At 75.8% G+C, this 21,626-nt stretch carries 17 protein-coding genes; 6 read left to right on the top strand and 11 right to left on the bottom strand.

Going from position 1 to position 21,626, the window contains the following annotated elements:
• Positions 1-66 precede the first annotated feature (66 nt).
• The gene (locus LPA42_RS04615; RefSeq protein ID WP_077937048.1) at positions 67-975 is read left to right on the top strand and encodes a DUF72 domain-containing protein; all 909 of its coding nucleotides are present in this window, start codon (positions 67-69) and stop codon (positions 973-975) included.
• Positions 976-1,067: 92 nt separating this feature from the next.
• Here LPA42_RS04615 and LPA42_RS04610 read toward each other — a convergent pair whose 3' ends face one another.
• The 4 genes from LPA42_RS04610 to LPA42_RS04595 all read right to left on the bottom strand — a co-directional run bounded on the left by LPA42_RS04610 (position 1,068) and on the right by LPA42_RS04595 (position 5,266).
• Complete coding sequence (locus tag LPA42_RS04610; RefSeq protein WP_077937049.1) at positions 1,068-1,697, bottom strand: hypothetical protein; 630 nt, start codon at positions 1,695-1,697, stop codon at positions 1,068-1,070.
• A 78-nt stretch (positions 1,698-1,775) separates the two neighbouring features.
• A complete protein-coding gene (locus LPA42_RS04605; RefSeq protein ID WP_077937050.1) occupies positions 1,776-2,639 on the bottom strand; it encodes an alpha/beta fold hydrolase in 864 nt (287 codons plus the stop codon).
• 59 nt (positions 2,640-2,698) lie between these two features.
• Positions 2,699-3,964 carry a glycosyltransferase gene (locus tag LPA42_RS04600; protein ID WP_077937051.1) on the bottom strand — a complete coding sequence of 422 codons (1,266 nt, stop codon included), beginning with the start codon at positions 3,962-3,964 and terminating at the stop codon, positions 2,699-2,701.
• Between the two features lie 78 nt (positions 3,965-4,042).
• Positions 4,043-5,266, bottom strand: a complete 1,224-nt coding sequence (locus LPA42_RS04595; protein WP_228986338.1) for a globin domain-containing protein — start codon at positions 5,264-5,266, stop codon at positions 4,043-4,045.
• Between the two features lie 177 nt (positions 5,267-5,443).
• On the opposite strand from LPA42_RS04595, the gene LPA42_RS04590 reads away from it, so the two are divergent.
• Both LPA42_RS04590 and LPA42_RS04585 read left to right on the top strand, forming a co-directional pair.
• Positions 5,444-5,896, top strand: coding sequence for an Rrf2 family transcriptional regulator (locus LPA42_RS04590; protein WP_077937053.1), 453 nt, complete (start codon positions 5,444-5,446; stop codon positions 5,894-5,896).
• A gap of 51 nt (positions 5,897-5,947) precedes the next feature.
• Positions 5,948-6,586 carry a class I SAM-dependent methyltransferase gene (locus LPA42_RS04585; protein WP_077937054.1) on the top strand — a complete coding sequence of 213 codons (639 nt, stop codon included), beginning with the start codon at positions 5,948-5,950 and terminating at the stop codon, positions 6,584-6,586.
• 62 nt (positions 6,587-6,648) lie between these two features.
• Here LPA42_RS04585 and LPA42_RS04580 read toward each other — a convergent pair whose 3' ends face one another.
• Entirely contained in the window at positions 6,649-7,905 is a 1,257-nt protein-coding gene (locus LPA42_RS04580; protein ID WP_077937055.1) for a hypothetical protein, read from the bottom strand.
• A gap of 318 nt (positions 7,906-8,223) precedes the next feature.
• On the opposite strand from LPA42_RS04580, the gene LPA42_RS04575 reads away from it, so the two are divergent.
• A complete protein-coding gene (locus tag LPA42_RS04575) occupies positions 8,224-10,323 on the top strand; it encodes a type IIA DNA topoisomerase subunit B (RefSeq protein ID WP_198956506.1) in 2,100 nt (699 codons plus the stop codon).
• Between the two features lie 80 nt (positions 10,324-10,403).
• Entirely contained in the window at positions 10,404-12,893 is a 2,490-nt protein-coding gene (locus LPA42_RS04570) for a DNA topoisomerase (ATP-hydrolyzing) subunit A (protein WP_077937056.1), read from the top strand.
• A gap of 22 nt (positions 12,894-12,915) precedes the next feature.
• Here LPA42_RS04570 and LPA42_RS04565 read toward each other — a convergent pair whose 3' ends face one another.
• Both LPA42_RS04565 and LPA42_RS04560 read right to left on the bottom strand, forming a co-directional pair.
• On the bottom strand, positions 12,916-14,238 hold the full coding sequence (locus tag LPA42_RS04565; RefSeq protein ID WP_077937057.1) for a uracil-xanthine permease family protein: 1,323 nt from the start codon (positions 14,236-14,238) through the stop codon (positions 12,916-12,918).
• A gap of 80 nt (positions 14,239-14,318) precedes the next feature.
• Positions 14,319-14,951 carry an alpha-ketoglutarate-dependent dioxygenase AlkB gene (locus LPA42_RS04560; protein WP_077937058.1) on the bottom strand — a complete coding sequence of 211 codons (633 nt, stop codon included), beginning with the start codon at positions 14,949-14,951 and terminating at the stop codon, positions 14,319-14,321.
• A gap of 123 nt (positions 14,952-15,074) precedes the next feature.
• Here LPA42_RS04560 and LPA42_RS04555 point away from each other — a divergent pair, with 123 nt between their 5' ends.
• A complete protein-coding gene (locus tag LPA42_RS04555; protein WP_077937059.1) occupies positions 15,075-17,054 on the top strand; it encodes a hypothetical protein in 1,980 nt (659 codons plus the stop codon).
• Positions 17,055-17,096: 42 nt separating this feature from the next.
• Here the strand turns inward: LPA42_RS04555 and LPA42_RS04550 are convergent, their stop codons facing one another.
• The 4 genes from LPA42_RS04550 to LPA42_RS04535 are packed head-to-tail and all read right to left on the bottom strand — an operon-like array spanning position 17,097 to position 21,616.
• Positions 17,097-18,152 carry a PseG/SpsG family protein gene (locus LPA42_RS04550; protein WP_077937073.1) on the bottom strand — a complete coding sequence of 352 codons (1,056 nt, stop codon included), beginning with the start codon at positions 18,150-18,152 and terminating at the stop codon, positions 17,097-17,099.
• The gene (locus tag LPA42_RS04545) at positions 18,149-18,880 is read right to left on the bottom strand and encodes an NTP transferase domain-containing protein (RefSeq protein ID WP_077937060.1); all 732 of its coding nucleotides are present in this window, start codon (positions 18,878-18,880) and stop codon (positions 18,149-18,151) included. Before LPA42_RS04545 ends, LPA42_RS04550 begins: the two co-directional genes overlap by 4 nt.
• Positions 18,877-20,784 (bottom strand): hypothetical protein, encoded by a 1,908-nt coding sequence (locus tag LPA42_RS04540; protein WP_077937061.1) that lies wholly within the window; start codon positions 20,782-20,784, stop codon positions 18,877-18,879. Before LPA42_RS04540 ends, LPA42_RS04545 begins: the two co-directional genes overlap by 4 nt.
• Entirely contained in the window at positions 20,774-21,616 is an 843-nt protein-coding gene (locus tag LPA42_RS04535; protein ID WP_077937062.1) for a hypothetical protein, read from the bottom strand. The genes LPA42_RS04540 and LPA42_RS04535 overlap by 11 nt, the downstream gene beginning before the upstream one ends.
• Between the last annotated feature and the right edge of the window lie 10 nt (positions 21,617-21,626).

Here is a 21,626-nt window from a genome sequence, read left to right as displayed (position 1 = left end):
CCGCCGCGCCCGGCCCTGCCGCCGCTCCGGTTGCCGATCCGCCCGGGGCGCGGTCCACTGATCCACATGGGTGAGATCAGGGTGGGCACGTCCTCGTGGGCCGACCAGCTGCTGCTGCGCTCCGGGTGGTATCCGCGCGCCGTCAACACCCCCGCCGGCCGCCTCGGCTTCTATGCCGAACGGTTCGGGCTGGTCGAGGTGGACACCTCGTACTACGCGGTGCCCGTGCCGGAGACCACCACCGGGTGGGTGGCCGCCACCCCGCCCGGCTTCACCTTCGACGTCAAGGCGTTCAGCCTCTTCACCGGCCACCCGACGCCGGTCTCGGTGCTGCCCCGGGACCTGCGCCCGGCCGGCGGCCCGTCGCGCGTGCGCCGCCGGGACCTGCCCGCCGGGGCGTACGACGAGCTGTGGAGCCGGTTCCGCGCGGCGCTGGAGCCGATCGCGGCGGCCGACCGGCTCGGCGCGGTGCTGTTGCAGTTTCCACCGTGGCTGGCGCGCAGCGCCGCCGCCGAGCGGCGCATCGTCGAGACCGCCGCGCGGCTGCGCCCCTGGCGGGTGAGCGTCGAGCTGCGGCACGGCTCCTGGTTCGCCGACGAGGCCACCGCGCTGCGCACGTTGACCCTCCTGCGCGAGCACGACCTCTCCTTCGTCTGCGTGGACATGCCGCAGGGGTTCGCCTCGTCGGTGCCGCCGATCCTGGTCGCCACCGCGAACCCGGCCGTGGTCCGGTTCCACGGCCACAGCGCGGCGTGGGAGAGCGGCGACAAGCAGGACAAGTTCCGGTACGCCTACGGCGAGCGGGAGCTGCGCACCTGGGCGGAGCTGCTGACCGGGCTGGCCGACGGCGTCGACGAGCTGCACGTGTTGTTCAACAACTGCTGCGGCGACCAGGCCCAGCGCGATGCCGCCCGGCTGGCCGAACTCCTCGGCCGGGCGGCCCTCGCGCCCACCGGGGTCAGCCGCGGCGGCTGATCCCCTCCGGGTGCATGCCGGTCGTCTCCGCCAGGGCGCCGCCCCTGCCCTGCCCGTGGCTGGGCGGGGCAGGGGCGGCGCGCGGCGGACGGTCAGCGGCCGGACATGGCCATCTGGCGCTTGGCCGCGCCCATCGCGGCCACCTTGCCGATGGTCTTCGGCGCGCTCGCCAGCCCGCCGACCCGGCCGATCATCCCCCGGAACACCTGGCCGGGCTTCTGCTGCTCGCTCATGTAGGCGGTGACCACCACCAGCGCGCCGGTGAGCGCGGGAATGGTCCACTGGAGCAGCCGCATCTGCCGCTGGTAGGAGGCCACGTCGGCCGGCGTCTGCGGGTTCGGTTCGGTGATCCCCTCGACCGAGGGGCCGCCGGCCCGTTGCAGCCGCATGCCGAGCAGCCGGCTGTAGCCGGTGACCGCCAGCGCGCCGACCGTGAGGGCCGTCTTCACGGCGCTCATCCGGCCCACCCCGGACTGGGCGAGCATGCGGGGGCTCTCGGTCGCCAGTTCGCCGACCGCGCCGGCCAGGTGGGCCCCGATCGCCGCCGCGTTGACCGGCGTCCACCGGGACCATCCGGCGGCGGCCACCGGGAGCCGCTGGGTCGAGTCGTCGATCTGTGCCGCCGCGCCGTTGACGCCGAGCGCCCCCATCAGCGAGCCGCCGAACCAGGCGGCGAGGCCGAGGTCGTGCATCGAGCGCAGGGCGGTGTGTCGTTCGGACATCTGATCCCCTTCCACCGTACGGGCGCAGCGGCATACCCGCCGATCGCGGGAGTACGCCCCGGGACGGGAAGCGGGATGTCAGGCCCCGGGCAGGTCGGCCGCCCACGCCGCCACCCGGGCGGCGACCGGCCCGCTGGCGCGTACCCAGGTGAAGTGGTCCAGCGGGGCGCCCGCCCGCGCCGCCGTGAGGCGCTCGCGCACGACGGTGGCCGCGGCGAGCTTGCCGCAGAGGTGGTCCACCGTGCCGTGCGGGGTGTACTGGTCGTCGTCGACGCTCACCGCGAGGACCGGTACGTCCAGCGTGCGCAGCGCCGCCTCGACGTCCACGCCGTCCAGGGCGGGGAAGCGGCCGGTGCGCGCGGTGTGCGCCCAGTCCCGGATCACCCCGCGCGCCTGCCGGCCGCCGAACCCCCAGCCCGGCCAGACGCCGAGCAGCCGGGCGGTGGCGGCGATCCCCTGGGTGTACGGCAGGACCCCGAACCGGCGTGGGCCGGGATAGTTGCGCCAGTAGGGGACGCCGACGGCGACCAGGGCCAGCCCGTCCACCGCGCCGGTGCCGTGCAGGGCCAGGTGCAGCAGGGCGGCCTGGCCGCCGAGGGAATGCCCGAGCAGGATCGTGGGCCGGCCGTCCAGCCGGGGCTTCAGCGCGGCCAGCACCGCGCCCACGTCGGCGGCCAGCTCGGCGTAGCCGTACCGGCAGGCGCGGCTCGGCGCGGGCGTGCTCTCCCCGCTCCCGCGCAGGTCGGCGACGACCACGGCGAGGCCGGCGGCCCGCAGGTGCGCGGCGAAGGGGCGGTAGTAGCGGGCGCGCACCCCCATGGCGGGCCAGATCACCACGACCGGGGCGCCGGGGGCCCCGTCGGGCTCGGGGTAGACCTGCACCCCGAGCCGGGCCCCATCGACGTCGACGTACTCCTGCGTGTACTCCCCGGGCGCGCTCACCGGCCCAGCCTACGGCCGTAAGCTACCGGCGGGTAGCCAGGGTGGGTGGTGCGGACCCGTCAGGCCATCGCCGGCGCCGGCCGGGCGGCGGCGCCCACCGACGCGTACACGGCGCCGAGCTGTTCGGCGCAGCGCCGCCAGGAGTACCGGCTGCGGATCCGGTCCAGCGCCGCCGTCGCGTACGCGAAGCGGCGCACGTTGTCGGCGAGCAGCCGGCGGATCGCCACGCCCAGCGCGCGCGGGTCGCGCGGCGGCACCAGGTCGCCGGTGAGCCCGTCGACGACGGTGTCGGCGATGCCGCCCACGTCGGTGCCGATCACCGGCACCCCGCAGGCCATGCCCTCCAGCGGGGTCACCCCGAACGGCTCGTGCCAGCTGGCGGCGACCAGCACGTCCGCCGAGCGGTACCAGGCGGCCAGCTCCGCGCGGGGGACCGCACCGACCAGCCGGACCCGGTCGGCCACCCCGCACGACTCGGCGAGCGCGGTCAGCCGGCGGGCGAAGCCGTCAGCGGGCAGCAGCCCCGCCGGCGGGCCGCCGACGATCACGCACTCGGCGTCCGGCACGGCCGGCATCGCCCGGACGACCTCCTGGAGGCCCATGCGCTCCGCCAGCCGCCCTACGGTGAGCACGCGCGGGCGGGCCGGGTCGCGCGGGGCGACCGGGCCGTCCGGGCGGAAGATCCGCTCGTTGACCCCGGCCGGGACCAGCGCCATCCGGGACCGGGGAACGCCGAGGCGGACCAGCTCGCCGACCTCCTCCTGGGACTGCACGACCACCCGGTCCACCGCCCGGCCGAGGGCGCGCTCGTAGCCGAGCCGCCCCGGTGGGCCGGCGTGCCGGGGGTCCCGCTGCCGCCGGGCCGCCGCCGCGCCCAACGCGTGGTACGTCAGCACCACCGGAACCCCGGCGCGACGTCCCGCGTGCACGGTGGCCAGCCCGCTCGTCCAGAAGTGGGCGTGCGCGACGTCGGGCAGCCAGCCGCCGTCGCGCCACTGGCCGGCCAGCCACCGGCCGAACTCGCCCAGGTGCGGCAGCAGCTCGTCCGAGGGCAGCCGGCGGGCCGGGCCCGCCGGCACGTGCCACACCTGGTAGCCGTCGCCGGTGGGCACCGCGTCGGGCAGGGCGGGGGAGTCGCGGCGGGTGTAGACGCGCACGTCGTGGCCCTGGCCGACCAGCTCGGCGGCCAGCTCCGCCACGTGGGCGTGCTGCCCGCCGGCGCCCTCCCCGCCGGTGGCCCTGTCTCCGGCGCCCTGCCCTCCGGCGCCCTGCTCCCCGAGCACGGCGAGCGGGCTGGCGTGCTCCGAGATCATCGCGATGCGCATGGCAGAGTCCCTACCCTCGCCCCCGCCGCCTAACCGGCGCACCGCCGACTTCTCGCGATGCCGGTCCCGGCCGCAGCGTCAGTCCGCGTCGCGGAGCATGCCGGGGCCGAACACCTCGTAGGCGATCCGGTCACGCGGGAAGCCCCGGCGCAGCAGGCCGCCCCGGACCTGGTTCATGAACGGCAGCGGCCCGCACAGGTGCACGTGGGCGTCGGCGGCGAGCGGGATCAGCTCCGGGTCGACCCGCCCCGGGGTGACCCGCACGGGCAGCTCGGTGAGGGAGCCGTCGGCCCCGTCCGGGTCCTCGTACCAGAGCGCGGTCCGCAGGTTGGGCAGGGCGTGGTGCAGCCGGGGCAGCTCGTCGCGCAGCGCGTGCGCGGTGCCGGCCCGGTCGGCGTGCACCAGGGTCACCGGCCGCTGCGGCGCCGTGACCGCCAGGTGCTCCAGCGCGGACATCGCCGGGGTGAGCCCGATGCCGGCGCTGACCAGCACCAGCGGCCCGTCCCCGGCCACCGCGCTGACCTCACCGAACGGTGGGCTCAGCCGCAGCGTGTCACCCACGGCGACCCGGTCGTGCAGGAAGGTGGAGACCATCCCGTCGGGCGCGCCGGCCACGCCGCGTACCCGCTTGACGGTGATCCGCCAGCGCGCCGCCCCCGGGCGGCCGGAGAGGCTGTACTGCCGGATCTGCTGACCCCGGTCTCCGTCGAGGTCGACCGCGACGGAGACGTACTGGCCGGGGACGAAGCCGGGCACGTCGCCGCCGTCGGCCGGCGCCAGGCCGAAGGAGACCACGTCCGCGGTCTCCCGGGTCCGTTCGACCACCCGCCACGCCCGCCAGACCGACCCGCCCTCGGCGACCCCCGCGCCCTGGTAGAGCCGCGCCTCCCGGGCCACCAGCTCGCAGGCCAGCAGCCAGTACGTCTCGTCCCACGCCGCGACGACCTCCGGGGTGACCGCGTCCCCGAGCACCTCGCCGACGGCGGCGAGCAGGTGCCGCCCCACGATGGTGTACTGGGCCGGCGTGATGCCGAGCGAGGCGTGCTTGTGCGCGATCCGGTCCAGGATCGGCCCCCACGGCACGTCGCTGAGGCCGACCAGGTGCTCCGCGTACGCGACGACGGCGGCGGCCAGCGCGGCCTGCTGCGCCCCGGTGGCCTGGTTGCCCCGGTTGAACAGGTCCAGCAGCTCCGGATGGGCGGCGAACATCCGCTGGTAGAACCGGCCGGTGATCGCCGCGCCGTGCGCCTGCACCGCGGGCAGGGTCGCCCGTACCACTGCTGCCGAAGATTCCGTGAGCACGCTTCCTCCTGCGGTTGGGCCGGCTTCGTCCCGCCGGGCTCCCGATGTGCCCAATAAACAGGAATCAGAGATTCCTCTTCAGGGTCGAAGGTCCCGGGTCGGGGGTCGTCCGGATCACAGCGGGCACCGGCCTTCCGGCCCGTGCCGCAGGACGGATCCGCTGGCTAGGGTCGGTGCGTGAAGCTCAACCGGTCCACCGACATGGCGCTGCGCATCGCCATGCTGGCCGCCGTCGCCCCGGCGCGCACGACGGTGGACGAGCTCGCCGAGCGGCTCGCGCTGCCCCGCAGCCACGTCGCCAAGGTCGTCCAGCGCTTGCAACGCCTCGGGGTGCTGGTGACCATCCGGGGCCGCTCGGGTGGGGTGGCCATCGCCGAGGCGGCCGGTCAGCTCACCGTGGGCGCCGTCGTCCGCGCCTTCGAGGGCGACGACGAGGTGGTCTCCTGCGAGCAGCCGGCCTGCCCGCTGGCGGTGGACTGCCGGCTGCGCGGGCAGTTGCGCCGCGCGCAGGCCGCGTTCCTCGCCGTACTCGACGAGACGCGGCTGGCCGACCTGGTCGACGGACCGGCGGGCCCGCTGCTGCTCACCCTCGGCCCCCGGCCGACCCCGCCGGCCGCCGTGCCGCTCTGAGCGACCCGCCCGCGACCCGGGCTAGGCTCGAACGAGCGAGAGGGGGATGCGATGTCCGGGGTCTCCCGTCCGATCTTCGCCCGGCGCTACGGGCGGGCCACCGACGTGCTGGACCGGCTCGGGGTCGGCGCGCACCGCAGCCGGCTCGCGGCCGGCCTGCGCGGCCGGGTGGTCGAGGTGGGCGCCGGCAACGGCCGGGCCTTCGCGCACTACCCGCCGACGGTCGCCGCCGTGCTCGCCGTCGAGCCGGAACCCCTGCTGCGCCGGGCCGCGCGGGACGCCGCCACCGCCGCGCCGGTGCCGGTCACCGTGGCGGCCGGGGTGGCCGAGGCGCTGCCCGTCGCCGACGGCCACGCCGACGCCGTCGTGTTCTCCCTGGTGCTCTGCTCGGTGCCGGACCAGGCCGCCGCGCTGCGCGAGGCCCACCGGGTGCTGCGCCCCGGTGGGCAGCTGCGCTTCTTCGAGCACGTACGCGCCGAGCGGCCCGGCGCCCTGCGCTGGGCGCAGCGCCTCGTCGACGCCACCTGCTGGCCGCTGGTCTGCGGCGGCTGCCACACGGGGCGGGACACCGTCGCCGCGATCGAGGCGGCCGGCTTCACGCTGACCGACCTGCATCGGTTCCGCTTCCCCGACACCCCGATCCCGCTGCCGCCCTCTCCGCACGTCCTCGGCACCGCCCGCCGTGGTTAGCGACGGTTAGGAAGGGCCCCCTGTACAACAGAATGCGTTAACAAGGGGCCCTTCCTTGCGCCTCAGCTGACGGTGATCGTGCCGTCGGCCGCGCGGACGCAGGCGACGGCCCGGTTGGCGGCGACGGCCGCGCCGGCCAGGCAGCGCCCCAGCGCCTTGTGCCCGGCCACGTTCGGGTGCCACGACTCCTGGCAGGTCTGGAAGTACGAGACGCAGGTGTTGGCGATCCGCTGAATGTCGATCTTGTCCTTGCCCGAGAGGCTGGTCACGAAGCTGCCGCTCGGGCCGTCCATCAGCCGGATCGGCGTGGCGAGCGCCCCCGACGGGCTGGTCGGCTGCTCGCACAGCCGGGCGCCGTCGAACGCCCGCTGCACGTTCAGGTAGACCAGGTCGTCGGCCGGGAACTCGGTGGCCAGGCTGTCGCGCACCGAACGGACCATCGTGCCCAGGCCGGTGGAGAAGCGGTGCCCCGGCGCGAGGCTCGCGCGGTGGATCGGGCAGCCGGCCGCGTACCGCTCCGCGCCCAGGTCACGGAACTTGTCCCGGTCGTCTTCCCGGCCGTCCTCCTCCCAGTAGTTCGAGGCCAGGTCGAACGGCAGCGGGTTGGTGTAGTCCTGGAACACGACCCGGTGCTGGCCGTCGGCGTCGACCTGGTCGAGGGTGGCCAGCAGCTGCCGTACGGCGGCCGTGGTCTCCGCCGTGGCCGCGCTGAACTGCGCCGAGGTGGCCAGGTCGGCGTCGCTGCACGGCTCCTGCGGCACCGGCCCGCCCAGGTACGCCCAGAACTCCCACCAGCCCGTCCACGCGTCGGCGATGAACCGGTTGGCGCACTTCTCCGCCACGCTGCCGAAGGTGAACGAGCTGTTGTTCGAGCCGAGGCCGACCAGCACCAGGTCGATGTCGTGGGTCTGGGCGACCGCGCGGAGCTGGTCGAGCTGCGAGGCCACCGAGCGGCCCTTGGCCCGGTTGACCGAGGCCCCGGCGATGTCGTACGGCTGGCCGCCCGAGCAGGCCAGGTTGAACCGGTCGGTGATGCCCGGCAGGTCGGCCTGGAACAGCGACGCGTTGGGCGAGCGGTGGCAGAAGTACGCGTTGCTGTTCGGCGCGTCCCAGCCGGGGAAGCCCTGGCTGACGCCGTTGACGTCCACGACCGGGGAGTACGACCCGGCCCCCTCGCCGCTGATGAAGCTGTCGCCGAGCGCCACGGCCGCGGTGGGGAGGCCGGCCGCCGCCGGGGCGACTGGCGCGACGGCGGTCGACAGCGCCGCCGCCGCGACGGTCAGCACCGCCGCGAGCGCGGTACGACGGAACACGGACATGCGCGTCCTCCATCCATCCATGGAAATATGAAAGTTTCTACGAGACGGTGATCACATCACGGGCGCGTGACGGGCGTCAACGACCGGTGACCGGATCAGGGGTTCGCCGGCCGAGGGCCGGCGGGCGGCCGGCGTACCGTCGGGGAGCGGGATGAACCGCGGACCCGGCGGCGTTGACCCCGGGTGTCGGGGAGTCCGCGGGCCCGCCGCCGGACGGCCCGCACCGCAGGCGGCGCGGCCCGAGGTGCGGGGTGCCGGCGTCCTGTCCCACCTGCCCGTTAGGCTCGCTGCGGCGCGCCGCGCGAGGTGATCGAGCCGGTGAGCGGCACCACCACCGCCGAGACCTGGGAGTACGACCAGTTGACCGCACAGCCTGAGACGCTCTACGGGGCCGACGACCTGACGCACCTCGAGGGGCTGGACGCCGTCCGCAAGCGCCCCGGCATGTACATCGGCTCGACCGACAGCCGTGGCGTGGGTCACCTCGTCAACGAGATCCTCGACAACTCCACCGACGAGGGTGTCGCCGGTCACGCCACGCGCGTCGAGGTGATCCTGCACGCCGACGGCTCGGTGCAGGTCGACGACGACGGCCGGGGCATCCCCACCGACGTGCACGCCAAGTCCGGCATCTCCGGCGTCGAGCTGGTGCTCACCCGGCTGCACGCCGGCGGCAAGTTCGGCGGCTCCGGCTACAAGACCTCCGGCGGCCTGCACGGCGTCGGCGCGTCCGCCGTCAACGCCCTCTCCCGGCGCTTCGACGTCACCGTGCGGCGGGGCGGCAAGGTGCACGCCATGTCGTTCCGGCACGGCGTGCCCGGCGTCTTCGCCGGCCCCGGCCCCGACGCCGCCTTCACCCCCGGCCCCGGCCTCCAGGTCCTCGGCGCGATGAAGCGCGGCCAGCGCACCGGCACCTCGATCCGCTACTGGCACGACGCCCGCTACTTCGAGACCGGTGCCACGCTCGACGTCGAGGCCGTCCGGCTCAAGGTGCGCAACACCGCGTTCCTGGTCCCCGGCGTGAGCTACCTGCTGCGCGACGAGACCGGCGAGGAGCCGGTCGAGGAGACCTTCCACTTCCCCAACGGCCTCACCGACATGGTCGAGTTCCTCGCCCCGGCCGGCGACCGGCCGGTCTCCGGCACGCTGCTGGTCGCCGGCGAGGGCACCTACCGGGAGAACGCCGCCGACGCCAACGGTGTCATGCAGTCCAACGTGCAGCGCCGGGCCGAGGTCGAGATCGCGTTCCGCTGGGGCACCGGCTACGACCGCACCGTCGAGTGCTTCACCAACACCATCCGCAACGCCCACGGCGGCACCCACCGCAAGGGCTTCGAGCGGGCCCTGGCCCGCACCCTCGCCGAGGCGGCCCGCTCCGCCCGGGGCCTGCTGCGGCCCAAGGAGGACGCGCCCACCCTGGACGACGTCCTGGAGGGCATGACGGCCGTGGTGCACGTGCGCATCCCCGAGCCCCAGTTCACCTCGCAGACCAAGGACGAGCTGTCCACCGCCGGCATCACGAAGGTGCTCCAGGGCCTGGTGGAGGCGCACGTCAAGGCGTGGCTGGAGGACCGCCGCACCAAGGCCGAGGCCCGCACGGTGCTCCAGAAGATCGTCGACGCGGCCCGGGTCCGGCTCACCCAGAAGCAGCAGAAGGACGCGGCCCGCCGCAAGACCGCCCTGGAGGGCGCGTCGATGCCGCCGAAGCTGGTCGACTGCCGCGCGGCAGGCATCGATAGAAGTGAATTATTTATCGTGGAGGGCGACAGCGCCTTGGGGACAGGGCGACTTGCCCGATCTGCCGAATATCAGGCGCTTCTGCCGATCCGCGGCAAGATCCTCAACGTGCAGAAGGCCAACCTCCAGCAGGTGCTGGACAACGCCGAGTGCGCCGCGATCGTCCAGGTGCTCGGCGCCGGCTCCGGCCGCACCTTCGACCTGTCGTCCATGCGGTACGGCCGGGTGCTGATCATGGCCGACGCAGACGTGGACGGTGCGCACATCCGCACCCTGCTGATCACCCTGTTCGCCCGGTACATGCGCCCGCTGATCGAGGCCGGCCGGCTCTACGCCGCGATGCCGCCCCTGCACAAGATCACCACCAAGGGGCGCAACCCGCAGACGATCTACACGTACACCCAGGCGGAGATGGAGGCGACGGTCCGCAAGCTGGAGAAGGCCGGCAAGCAGATCGTCACCCCGATCCCCCGGTTCAAGGGCCTCGGCGAGATGGACGCCGACGAGCTGTGGGACACCACGATGAACCCGGCGACCCGGGCGGTGCGCCGGATCACCCTCGACGACGTCGACGCCGCCGAGCGGATCCTGGAGCTGCTGATGGGGGAGAAGGTCGAGCCACGCCGCAACTGGCTGATCGAGTCCGCCGACCGGGTCGACCGGGACGCGATCGACGCATGACGACCATCCGCCCCTGCCCCGCCCCGGCCCGCCGGGCAGACTGCCGCCCGACCGTGGCCCGCCGAGGAGAGAGCTGAACCATGGCACGCCGTAAGAACACCGGTCCCCGGGCGGACCTGGCCGCCTTCGACCAGGCCGGCGCGCGGGTCTTCGACAACCCGCTGGTCACCGAGGTCTCCGACTCCTACCTGGAGTACGCGTTCTCGGTCATCCACTCCCGCGCCCTGCCCGACGCGCGCGACGGCCTCAAGCCGGTGCACCGGCGCATCCTCTACTCGATGCACGAGGCGGGGCACCGCCCCGACCGGGCGCACGTGAAGTCGGCCCGGGTGGTCGGCGACGTGATGGGCCGCTACCACCCGCACGGCGACACCGCGATCTACGACGCGATGGTCCGGCTCGCCCAGGACTTCTCGCTCAACGTCCCGCTCATCGACGGGCATGGAAACTTCGGGAGCCCGGACGACGGCCCGGCCGCGGCGCGCTACACCGAAGCGCGGATGTCGCACGAGGCGATGCTGCTGGTCGGCGAGCTGGGCGAGGACACGGTCGACGTCGAGCCCAACTACGACGGCTCGCTCACGCAGCCGACGGTGCTGCCGGCGGCGTTCCCCAACCTGCTGGTCAACGGCGCGTCCGGGATCGCGGTCGGGATGGCGACCAACATGATCCCGCACAACCTGGCCGAGGTCGTCTCCGCCGCCCGGTGGCTGATCAACCACCCGGACGCCGACCTGGACAAGCTGATGGAGTTCGTCCCCGGCCCCGACCTGCCCACCGGCGGGGTGCTGCTCGGCCTCGACGAGGTGCGCCGGGCGTACGAGACGGGGCGCGGTGTGGTGCGGATGCGCGGGCGGGTGGAGATCGGCCCGCTGGAGGGCAGCCGGGGCCGGCAGGCGATCACCGTGGTCGAGCTGCCGTACGGCGTGGGCGCGGAGAAGGTCATCGCCGCGATCACCAACGAGGTCAACAAGACCAAGCGGCTCACGGGCATCGCCGACGTCAAGGACCTCACCGACCGCGAGAACGGCACCCGCCTGGTCGTCGAGTGCAAGGTGGGGGTCAACCCGCAGGCGTTGCTGGCCGACCTCTACCGGCTGACCCCGCTGGAGCAGTCGTTCGGCGTCAACAACCTGGTCCTGGTCGACGGGCAGCCGCAGACGTTGGGGCTGAAGGCGCTGCTGGAGGTCTTCCTGCGGCACCGCTACGACGTGGTGACCCGGCGCAGCGCCTACCGGCGGCGTAAGCGGGAGGAGCGGCTGCACCTGGTCGACGGCCTGCTGATCGCCCTGCTCGACATCGACAAGGTGGTCCGGCTGATCCGGGGCAGCGACGACGCGCAGGCCGCCAAGGACGGCCTGATGCGTCAGTTCAAGCTCTCGGACATCCAGGCCAGTTACATTCTGGACACCCCGCTGCGCCGGTTGACGAAGTTCGACCGGATCGAGCTGGAGGCCGAGCAGGAGCAGTTGCGCAAGGAGATCGCGCAGCTCTCCACGATCCTCGACGACGAGAAGGTGCTGCGGAAGGTCGTCTCCGACGAGCTGGCCACCGTGGTGAAGAAGTTCGGCACCGAGCGGCGCACCACCCTGGTCGACGGGGACCTGAAGGAGGTGCTGGCCGCGTCCGCGCCGGCGGGTCCCCTGGAGGTGGCCGACGACCCGTGCCAGGTGATCCTCTCGGCCACCGGGCTGGTCGCCCGCACCGCGGCCGAGTCGGAGGAGGCGTCCGAGGGGCGTCGGCGCAGCGGTCGGGTCAAACACGACGCCGTACGCGCGCTGGTGCACTCCACGGCCCGGGGGCGGGTGCTGCTGGTGACCAGCGCCGGCCGGGCGTTCAAGATCGACGTTCTGCCGCTGCCGGTGCTGCCGGAGCAGGCCGGCACGGTGTCGCTGCGCGGCGGCATGTCCGCCGCCGAGCTGGTGCCGCTGGAGCCGGGGGAGTCGGTGGTGGGGCTGGCGCCGTTGGGCGCGACCGGGGAGGGCTCGCCGGGGCTGGCGCTGGGCACGCGGCAGGGCGTGGTGAAGGTGTGCGCCCCGGACTGGCCGGTGCGCTCCGACGAGTTCGAGGTGATCGGGCTGCGCGAGGGCGACGAGGTGGTCGGGGCGACCTGGCTGGCCGACGGGGCGGAGACGCTGGCGTTCGTCTCCTCCGAGGCGTCGCTGCTGCGCTTCCCGGCGTCGGCGGTGCGTCCGCAGGGGACGAAGGGCGGCGGCATGGCCGGCATCAACCTGCCGGCGGGGGCGCGGGTGGTCTTCTTCGGCGCGGTCCGGGAGGACGATCCGGCCCACGGCGAGCCGATGGTGGTGACGTCCACCGGGGCGACGGTGAAGGTGACGCCGTTCGGGGCGTACCCGGCGAAGGGGCGGGCGACCGGCGGGGTGCGCGCGCAGCGGTTCCTCAAGGGCGAGACGGATCTGGTGGTGGCGTGGGTCGGCTCCCGGCCGGTCGGCGCGACGGCGACCGGCGACCCCGTGGAGCTGCCCCCGGCGGACCCGCGCCGCGACGGCAGCGGCTTCGCCGTGATGCTGGGCCCCACGGTGGTCGGTCACCAGATCGAACGCGACTGAGCCGTCCGCGCCCCCGCCCCGGTCAGCGTGCCGGGGTGGGGGCGCGCAGGCGGGCGACGAGGCGCATGCCGTGGTAGGTGGCCAGGGCGGCGGCGGTGCCGAGGGCGATGCCGTTGAACGAGAGGTCGCCGGTGGTCAGGGTGTAGTTGGCCGCGCCGACGATCAGGGCGACGGCGGCGGTCATCAGGTTGACCGGGTCGTGGAAGTCGACCCGGTTCTCGATCCAGATCCGGGCGCCGAGGACGGCGATGAGGCCGTACAGGGCGGTGGTCGCGCCGCCGAGCACCCCGGCCGGCACGGTGAGGATCAGCGCGCCGAACTTGGGGCTGAGCCCGAGGAGCACGGCGGCCAGCCCGGCCACCCAGTACGCGGCGGTGGAATAGACGCGGGTCGCCGCCATCACGCCGATGTTCTCCGCGTAGGTGGTGGTGCCGGAGCCGCCGCCTGCGCCGGCGAGCATGGTGGCCAGGCCGTCGCCGAGGAACGCCCGGCCCATGTCCCGGTCGAGGTTGCGGCCGGTCATCGCGGCGACGGCCTTGACGTGCCCGGCGTTCTCGGCGATCAGCACGAGGATCACGGGGATCACCAGCACGGTCGCGCGCAGGCTGAAGCTGGGCGCGTGGAACTCGGGCAGGCCGACCCACGCCGCCTCGCGCAGCCCGTCGACGACCTTCGGGTCGAGGCCGCCGAGGGCGGCGGCGAACAGCCAGCCGGCGACGACGCCGAGCAGGATGGACAGCCGGGCCGCGAAGCCCCGGAACGCGACGGTGGCGAGCAGGATCGCGACCAGGGTGACCACGGCGATCAGCGGCTGGGCCTTGACGCCGGTGCCGCTGCCGCCGCCGTCCCAGGCGACGGGGGCGAGGTTGAGCCCGATCAGCGCCACGATGGCGCCGGTGACCACGGGTGGCATCAGCGCGTCGATCCAGCGCGTCCCGGCGAGCTGGACGACGAGGCCGACGGCGGCCAGGGCGGCGCCGGCCACGACGATGCCGCCGAGCGCGGGGCCGATGTCGCCGCCGGCTTTCGCGGCCAGCACGGGGGCGATGAACGCGAACGACGACCCGAGGTACGACGGCAGCCGGTTGCCGGTGATCAGCAGGAAGAGCAGGGTGCCGACGCCGGAGAAGAACAGCGTGGTGGCCGGCGGGAAGCCGGTGATCAGCGGCACGGTGAAGGTGGCGCCGAACATGGCCACGACGTGCTGCACGCCGATGCCGAGGGTGCGCGGCCAGGAGAGCCGTTCGCCGGGGTGGACGACGTCGCCGGGGGTGACGGAGCGTCCGTCGCCGTGCAGGGACCAGGGGGACCAGCGGGAGCGCGGTTCGGTGGGGGTCTCGGTCATCGCGGTGCCCTTTCGCGTCGACGGCGGTGCGGGGCGGAGACCCTGGAAGTCGTTTCTAGCAGAGGAGCCGGGCTCGGCGCTCAGGCGACCCCGGCGGGGCGGAACTGGACGCTGACCCGGGGGCCGACCGGGCGCGCGGTCTTCGGGATCGCGTGCTCCCAGGTGCGTTGGCAGGAACCGCCCATCACCACGAGGTCGCCGTGGCCGAGGGGGAAGCGCAGGCCGGGGCCGCCGCCGCGCGGGCGCAGCAGCAGCGGCCGGGGCGCGCCGAACGAGACGATGGCGACCATGGTGTCGGTGTGCGCGGAGCGGCCCAGGGTGTCGCCGTGCCAGGCGACGCTGTCGCGCCCGTCGCGGTAGAGGCACATGCCGGCGGTGACGAACGGCTCGCCCAGCTCGGGGGCGTAGTGGGCGGTCAGCGCCGCCCGCGCCCGGGTGAGCACCGGGTGGGGCAGCTCCCGGTGGCCGGAATACCAGCAGAGCAGCCGGGGGACGTCGACCCGCGCGTCGTACATCGTGCGGCGCTCGGCCCGCCAGGGCACGTCGGCGAGCAGCACGTCGAGGACCGCGTCGGAGCCGCGCACCCAGCCGGGCAGGTGGTCGACCCAGGCGCCCCGGGTCAGCGGGTGCCGGCGCAGCCCGGCGAGCGGGCCCGGCGACGGCCCGTCGGCGGCGAGGTCGAGCATCGACGGCTGGTAGGCGGCACCGGACATGCCCCGCAGCCTACCTGGCCTTTCGTACGTGTGTGCGAGCGTGGTCCGGTCCGTCACCCGCCGGTCACCTGCCGCACACGTGGACGTCGCCGCCCGTCGCCGGGCCGGGCCTAGCGTGACCGGGTGCAGAGCCAGTCCGCCACCGTCGTCGCGCCGGCCGGTCCGCCGCAGCCGCCGCCGGGCCACCCGGCCCGCCACGCCCGCCGGCTGGTCGGCTGGCTCGCCGCCGCGTGGGTCGGGCCCCTGCTGGCGTACGCGGCGGGGCTGGCCGGGCTGCTGCCGCTGGTGCTGCTCGGCCTGACGGCCGGGCTGCTGCGCGGCGGCCGGACCCTGCTGGACCGGCTGGTGCTGGCCGGCGCGCTGCTGGCCGGCGCGACGTGCGCCGCCGGGCTGCTCTTCTCGGCCTGGCCGTGGGGGCTGCACCCGGTGCCGGTGGCGGGGACCGCGTTGACGGGCCTGCTGGGGATCGCGGCGGCCACCGGTCGCCGGCCGAGGCTGCCCCGCCCGGTCGCCGCCGACCTGCCGCCGGTGGGGGCGGCGCTGCTGGCCGCCGTCGCCATGGCGTGGCCGTACCTGCGCGCCGGTGACCTCGCCGGCCGCCTCGCGTACGCGATGACGGGCGAGGACAACAGCCGGCACCTGGCCACGGTGGAGGGCATCCGGGCCGTCGGCGGGTACCTGTTCACCGACCCGCAGGCGGCGGCGCGGATCGCCCCGGAGGGCATGGTCTGGTATCCGCAGGGCTTCCACCTCACCGCCGCGCTGCTGGACACGTTCCTGCGGTCCTCGACGGCCCCCGCCGGGCCGGCCGACGCCCTCGACCACTACCTCGGCTGGTCGGTCGGGGCGTGGGGGCTGCTGGTGCTCGCCGTGACGTGGGCGGCGTGCCGGCTCGCCGGCCCGCAGCTCGACCCGCCCCGCACGCTGGCCCTGACCGGCGCGGTCACGGCCGCCTGCCTCGGCTCCGAGCTGGCCCGCTTCGTCGTCTACGGCTACCCGGGCGAGAGCCTCGGGCTGGCGGCGACGGTGCTGCTGGTGGCGGTGACCTGCCGTCCGGTGGCCCGCACCGGCACCCAGGTGGCCGTGGTCGGCGCGCTGTGCGTGACGGTCGGCTTCGCGTACCTGATGTTCCTGCCGGTGGTCGCGGCGCTGGTGGCGGCGTGGCTGGTCCGTGACCGTCGGCGGCTGCGTCGCCGGCCGCGGCTGTTGGCGGTGGTGGCGCTGGTGGCGGCGGTGCTGACGCCGCTGCCGGCCGTCGCGGGCCTGCTGCGCACCGACCAGGTCGACAACGTGGCCACCGGCGGCGGCGTGTTCCCCCGCTACGACGCGTTCCTGGCCCTCGCGGGCCTGGTCGGCGCGGGCCTGGTCGCCGGCCGGCGGCTGCCGGTGTGGCGGCGCTACGCGGGCGCGCTCGCCGCGGCGGGCGTGTTCGCGGCCGGGTTCCTGCTCTACTTCCGGGCGCTGGGCACCGACCCGCGCTACTACTACGGCAAGACGCTGCACCTGCTGCTGGCGGTGCTGCTCGTCGGCGCGGGCGCGCTGACCCTGCTGCTGCCGGCACCGGGGCGGACCGTGCCCGGCACCCGGGCCGGCGGCGGAGCGGGCCGGCGGGCCGAAGGACAGCGGGCCGGCGCGCGGTGGGCGGTGGCGGTCGCGGTGGTGCTGGCCTGCGTCGGGGCGGCCGGGTTGCCGCGCGGCACCGGGCTCTTCGCCCAGCCGTTCGGCGACCGGGTCACCACCTGGGCGGCGGCCTGGTGGTCGGGGTCGCTGGCCCGCCCGGGCCCGGCCGCGCTGACGGTCCGCGCGCTGGCCCGGCCGCCGGCCGCGCCGGGCACCGTGACGGTGGTGGTGAGTGACCGCCGCCGCGAGGGCTACCTGGTCACCCTGTTCGTCTCCACCCTCCAGGGCACCGCCGGCGCGTCGGGGCCGGCGGTGTACCGGCTGCCGCTGGCCGAGCCGGCCCGCAGCGCCGCCGTGGTGGCGGCGGTGCCGGGGCCGATCCGCTTCCTGGCCGCCGACGCGGCGGCGGCCAGGATCGTCGAGGACCTGCTCGCCGCCCGGCCCGAGCTGCGCGCCCGGGTCAGCCTCGAGCGGCTGCCCTGAGCTGGAGCGGCTGCCCGGCAGGCGGCGGCGCGGGGCGGTCCCCTAGCCGCGGGTGGGCGTGCCGACGAGGGCGAGCACCGCGTCGGCGACCCGGGCCCGGCCGCGCCCGTCGACCGTGGCCCAGGCGCGGGCGGCCAGGGCGGCCCGGCGCTCGGGGGAGTCGAGCAGGGCGCGCAGCGTCCGCGCGGCCCCGGCGCGGGCCGTCCGGCCGGGCAGCCCGGCGGCGGCCAGCGCGGGCAGCTCGCCGAGGCCGGCCACGAGCCCCGCGTCCACCACCCGGCCGTACGACTCGCGCTGGTTGTCCACCACGCACACCAGCGCGGCCGGCGCGCCGAGGCAGCACAGCTCCCAGGTGGACGTGCCGGCGGCACTGACCACCAGGTCGGCGGCGGTGACCAGGGCGGGCAGGTCGTCGGTCGGCGGCACGGGCCGCACGGCCTGCCCCCGGCCGGGGGCCAGCGCCGCCAGTTCCGCCTCGACGTCGGCGCGGCCGACGACCACGGTCAGGTCCATCGGGTGCCCGGTGGCCAGCAGCACCCGGGCCAGCACGGGGGCGGCCCCGAACGCGTCGGTGCCGCCGAAGAAGGCGAGCACCCGGGGCCGGGCCGCCGGCGTCGCGGGGCGGGGCGCCGCCGGCCGGGCGGCCACCACCGCGTCGCGCAGCAGCGGGTACGCCGTCCCGGCGAGCAGCCGGCCGGGCAGCGGCCCGTGCGCCGCGCCCAGGTTCTGGTCCAGGTAGACGTCGGCGTCCTGCCCCCGGGTGTCGCCGTCGACGACGGCGAGGGTCACCACCCCCGCCGCGCGCAGCGCCCCCGCCCCGGCCGGGTCCAGCTCGTACGAGTCGAGCACCACCACGTCGAGGCCGTGCCGGCGGGCCGTCGCCACGAGGTCGGCGGGGCGCTGCGGCCCGGGGTGCAGCGGGATGCCCCGGGCGGCGAGCTGCCGGCCCGCCCAGCCGACCCCCTCGACGGTGCCGAAGAACTCGACGCGGTGGCCCCGGGCGAGGAACTCCTCGGCCAGGGCGAGGCAGCGCACCAGGTGCCCCACCCCCCGGGTGGGCCCGGCGTCGCAGCGGACCCCGACGCGTACGGTGCTCAGGACTCCTCCAGCCGCTTCTGCCGCACCGAGGCGTTCAGGGCGCGCAGGGCCGGCTGGCCCGCCAGCCAGTCGGCGAGCTTCGCCAGCGGGACGCTGACGTCGCCGAAATGGTCGGTCACCGCCCGCACCAGCGCCCAGTCCTGCTCGGTGTCGAGGGTGAGCCGCAGGGCCGACCGGTCGGGGGTGAGCGTCACCCCGAGCACCCGGAACAGCTCCGGATGGGTGTACGCGTACGAGGTTACGTGCACCCGGTGGTGGTCGGTGGCGATGCGGTGCAGCGTACGCAGCGTGTCCGCCCGGATGATCTCCACGTCCAGCCCGCGCGGCAGCGTACGCGCGATCGACGTGCTCGCGTAGTCCAGCCCCGGCACGGCCCGGTACACGTCGGCGACCAGCCGGACGATGTCCGGGTCGAGCAGCGGGCAGTCGGCGGTGAACCGCATGACCGCGTCGCCGGGGTGCGCGTCGAGCGCGCCCACGAACCGGTCGAGCACGTCGTCGACGGGCCCCCGGTGGCAGGCCACGCCGAGCCGGGCGCACTCGGCGACCACCGCGTCGTCGGCGGCCTCGGTGCTGGTGGCGACCACCAGGTCGGCGAGCACCCCGCCGTCGGCGGCGGCCCGGACCACCCGGCCGAGCACCGAGCGCCCGGCCAGTGGCCGCAGCACCTTGCCGGGCAGCCGCGACGAGCCCATCCGGGCCTGCACGATCCCCACGATCCGCGTCACTGCTGCTCCTGTTCGTCGCGCCGGGGCGCGAGCGCGTCCTTGGCCCGCCGCTTCGCCGCGCGGGCGCCCCGCTTGGCCAGCCGGGCCGGGGTGATCGCCAGCCGGCCGACCCGGTAGCTGAGCGAGCCGCTGAGCAGGTTGATGGTCGCCTCGGCCCGGCGCAGCGCCCGCTCCCGGGAGGTGAGCAGCTCCTCTGTCCAGCGCAGCAGGGCCGTCACCCGGGTCAGCTCCGCCTTCTGCCGCAGCCACGCCTCGCGGAGCTGCTGGTGGCTGTCCAGGCCGGTCGGGGGCGCGGTGGGCTCCACCGCGCGCAGCTCGTCGGCGAGGGCGACGCGGTCGGCGTTGTCCAACCCGCGCAGCGCCGCGGTGACCGCGACCTCCGCGTCGACGGCGGCCGTCACCGTCGCCCGGTCCAGGTCGCGTCCGGCGGTGCCGGCCAGCACCACGGTCAGCCCGGCCACGTCGAGGGTGGACGACCAGGGGTGGGCGTACCCGCCGGTGGCCAGGGCGGCGGCGAACCGCCACAGGCCCCGGGCCAGCGTCACGTCCACCGGCCACGGGTCGCTGGCCCGCCAGCTCGGGTCGAGCACCGCGAACGCCGGGGCAGCACCGGTGGCGTCCCGGGCCGTGCAGGCCCCGCCGTCGGCGAGCACCACGTTGTCGAGGCTGGCCAGGGCCGTCGCGCCGGTGAGCCGGCCGATGTCGTCGGCGTGCGCGTCGAGCCAGGCCGCGTACCCGCGCAGCAGCCGGCGCAGGGCGGCCAGGTCGCGGCGCAGGCAGGCGTCGAGTAGGACGGTGCGCAGCAGCCGGCCCTCGGGCACCGCACCGGTGAGCACGGCCGGGTCCCGCCAGGCCGCCGCGCGGGTGGCGAACGGGGCGTCGGTGGCCGCCGCGACCGGGCCGGGCACCCGCCACCGCCAGCCGTCCGCCGCCGCCGTCACCTCCACCACGCCGATCCCGGGCGGCCCGGTCTGCACCCACAGCATCGGCAGCCCGCCGGGTCCGGCCTCTGCGGTCGGCGCGGGCGGGGCTGCGCCGGCCGGGTTCGGCGGGTCGCCCGCCGCGGGGACGGCCGGGGCCGCGCGGTGGGCCAGCACCAGCCAGCCCGGGGCGAGCGCAGCGCCCAGCCCCGCGTGCAGCGCGTCGACCGCCAGCCGGGCCGGGTCCTGGAGCACGGGACGGTCGCCGTGGCCCGGCGCGCACGCGCCGTGCAGCACCGCGTCCAACAACCCGCTGCCGGGGCGCGCGGCCAGCGCGCCGGCGTCGACCAGCGCGGTCGGCGCGGCCGGTTCGGGGTACGCGGCGAAGCAGCCGCCGGGGCGCAGCCCCGCCCCGGCCAGCCGCTCCCGCGCCTGCTCCAGGTTGACGGGACGGCCGGCGTCCAGCGCCCCGCCGACCGCCCAGTCGGCGTCGTCGCGGCCGGCGTACCAGGGCGCGGTGTCGACCATCCGGGTCAGCCCCACCGGGTTGTCCAGCCGCAGCAGCAGGGTCCCGCCCGGGGCGAGCACGGCGGCGAGCCGGCGCAGCAGCCCGTCCCAGCCGACCGGGGTCCCCTCCACCGACTCCACCGCGTCCAGCCCTGCCGCGGCGATCACCACGTCGAACGTCTCGTCGGCCGGCAGCCCGCCGGGGCCGCCGACGACCACCCGCACGGGCCGGTCCTCGGCCAGCGCCGACCCGTCCGGCCAGCTGCGCAGCAGGCAGGTGACGTCGGCGTGGGCCAGCCGGTCGACCAGCTCGGGGTCGTGCGGCCCGGCCAGCAGCACCCGCGCACCGGCCGGGGTGACCCGGGCGGCGAGCGCCGCGAGGGGCCCGCCGCCGGGCAGCCGCCGGCCGGTCAGGTCCGACCAGGCCAGCATCTCCCCGCCGGGCAGGGCGATGCGGGTCGAGGTGTCAGTGGTCAACGTGTTCCTCCTGGAGGGTCGCCCAACCCAGCAGCTCCCGCAGCTCGGCCGGCGTGCAGCGGTGGTCGGTGCCCAGTTCGGCGCGGGCGATCTCGACCGCCGTCGGCAGGTGCACCGACTCGCCGTGCAGGTCCGGCCACTGCCGGCGGATGCGGGCGGTGCCGCCGAACGTCGGGTCCTCGTCGGCGAGGATCATCGGGTCGCCGTAGACGGCGGGCTCGCAACCGGCCGCGATGCCGTAGAAGATGGCGCTGGTCAGCCGGTTGGACGCCACCCGGCGGTGCCGGCGCAGCTCGGTGAGCTGCTTGTCGAGGAAGAGCGGGTCCGTGTCCTTCCACCAGTGCCCCCGGTAGCCGTGGCAGATCACCCGGAACCCGGCCTGCTCGTAGAGGCGGCGGACCCGGCGCATGCCGTACTCGTGCCAGTAGAGGCACACGGTGACCGGGCCCGGCTCGGTGGCGCGGATGCGGGCGATCAGCTCCCGGTGGTCGCCGCGCACGTGCTGGCCCTCCCAGCCGTGGAACGGATACCAGATGGTGCCCTCCCGCTGCGCCTGGGGCGGGTCGTCGGCGCGCAACGCCAGCAGGTACGCGAACGGCGCGCCGGTCACCACGACGTTGCGCCGTCCCACCGACCAGGCCCGCCGCCGGGTCTGCTCCGACCACAGCAGGCTCGGCGTGCCCTCGACGTACGGGTGGCCGGGGGCGAGGCCGTCGCCGATGTTCCAGCCGTGCTGGACGTACCCGTTGATCCGGGGCGGGTGCCCGTCGCCCAGGCCGCAGTAGCGGGCCAGCACGTGCGCGTGGCCGTAGAAGTGGTTCGCGTGGTGCATCCCGGTCCCC

The organism is Micromonospora sp. DH13, assembly GCF_020873825.1.
Lineage (GTDB): Bacteria > Actinomycetota > Actinomycetes > Mycobacteriales > Micromonosporaceae > Micromonospora > Micromonospora haikouensis.
Note: the sequence above shows the minus strand (reverse complement) of the source record. Positions and strands in the feature narration are given on the sequence as shown.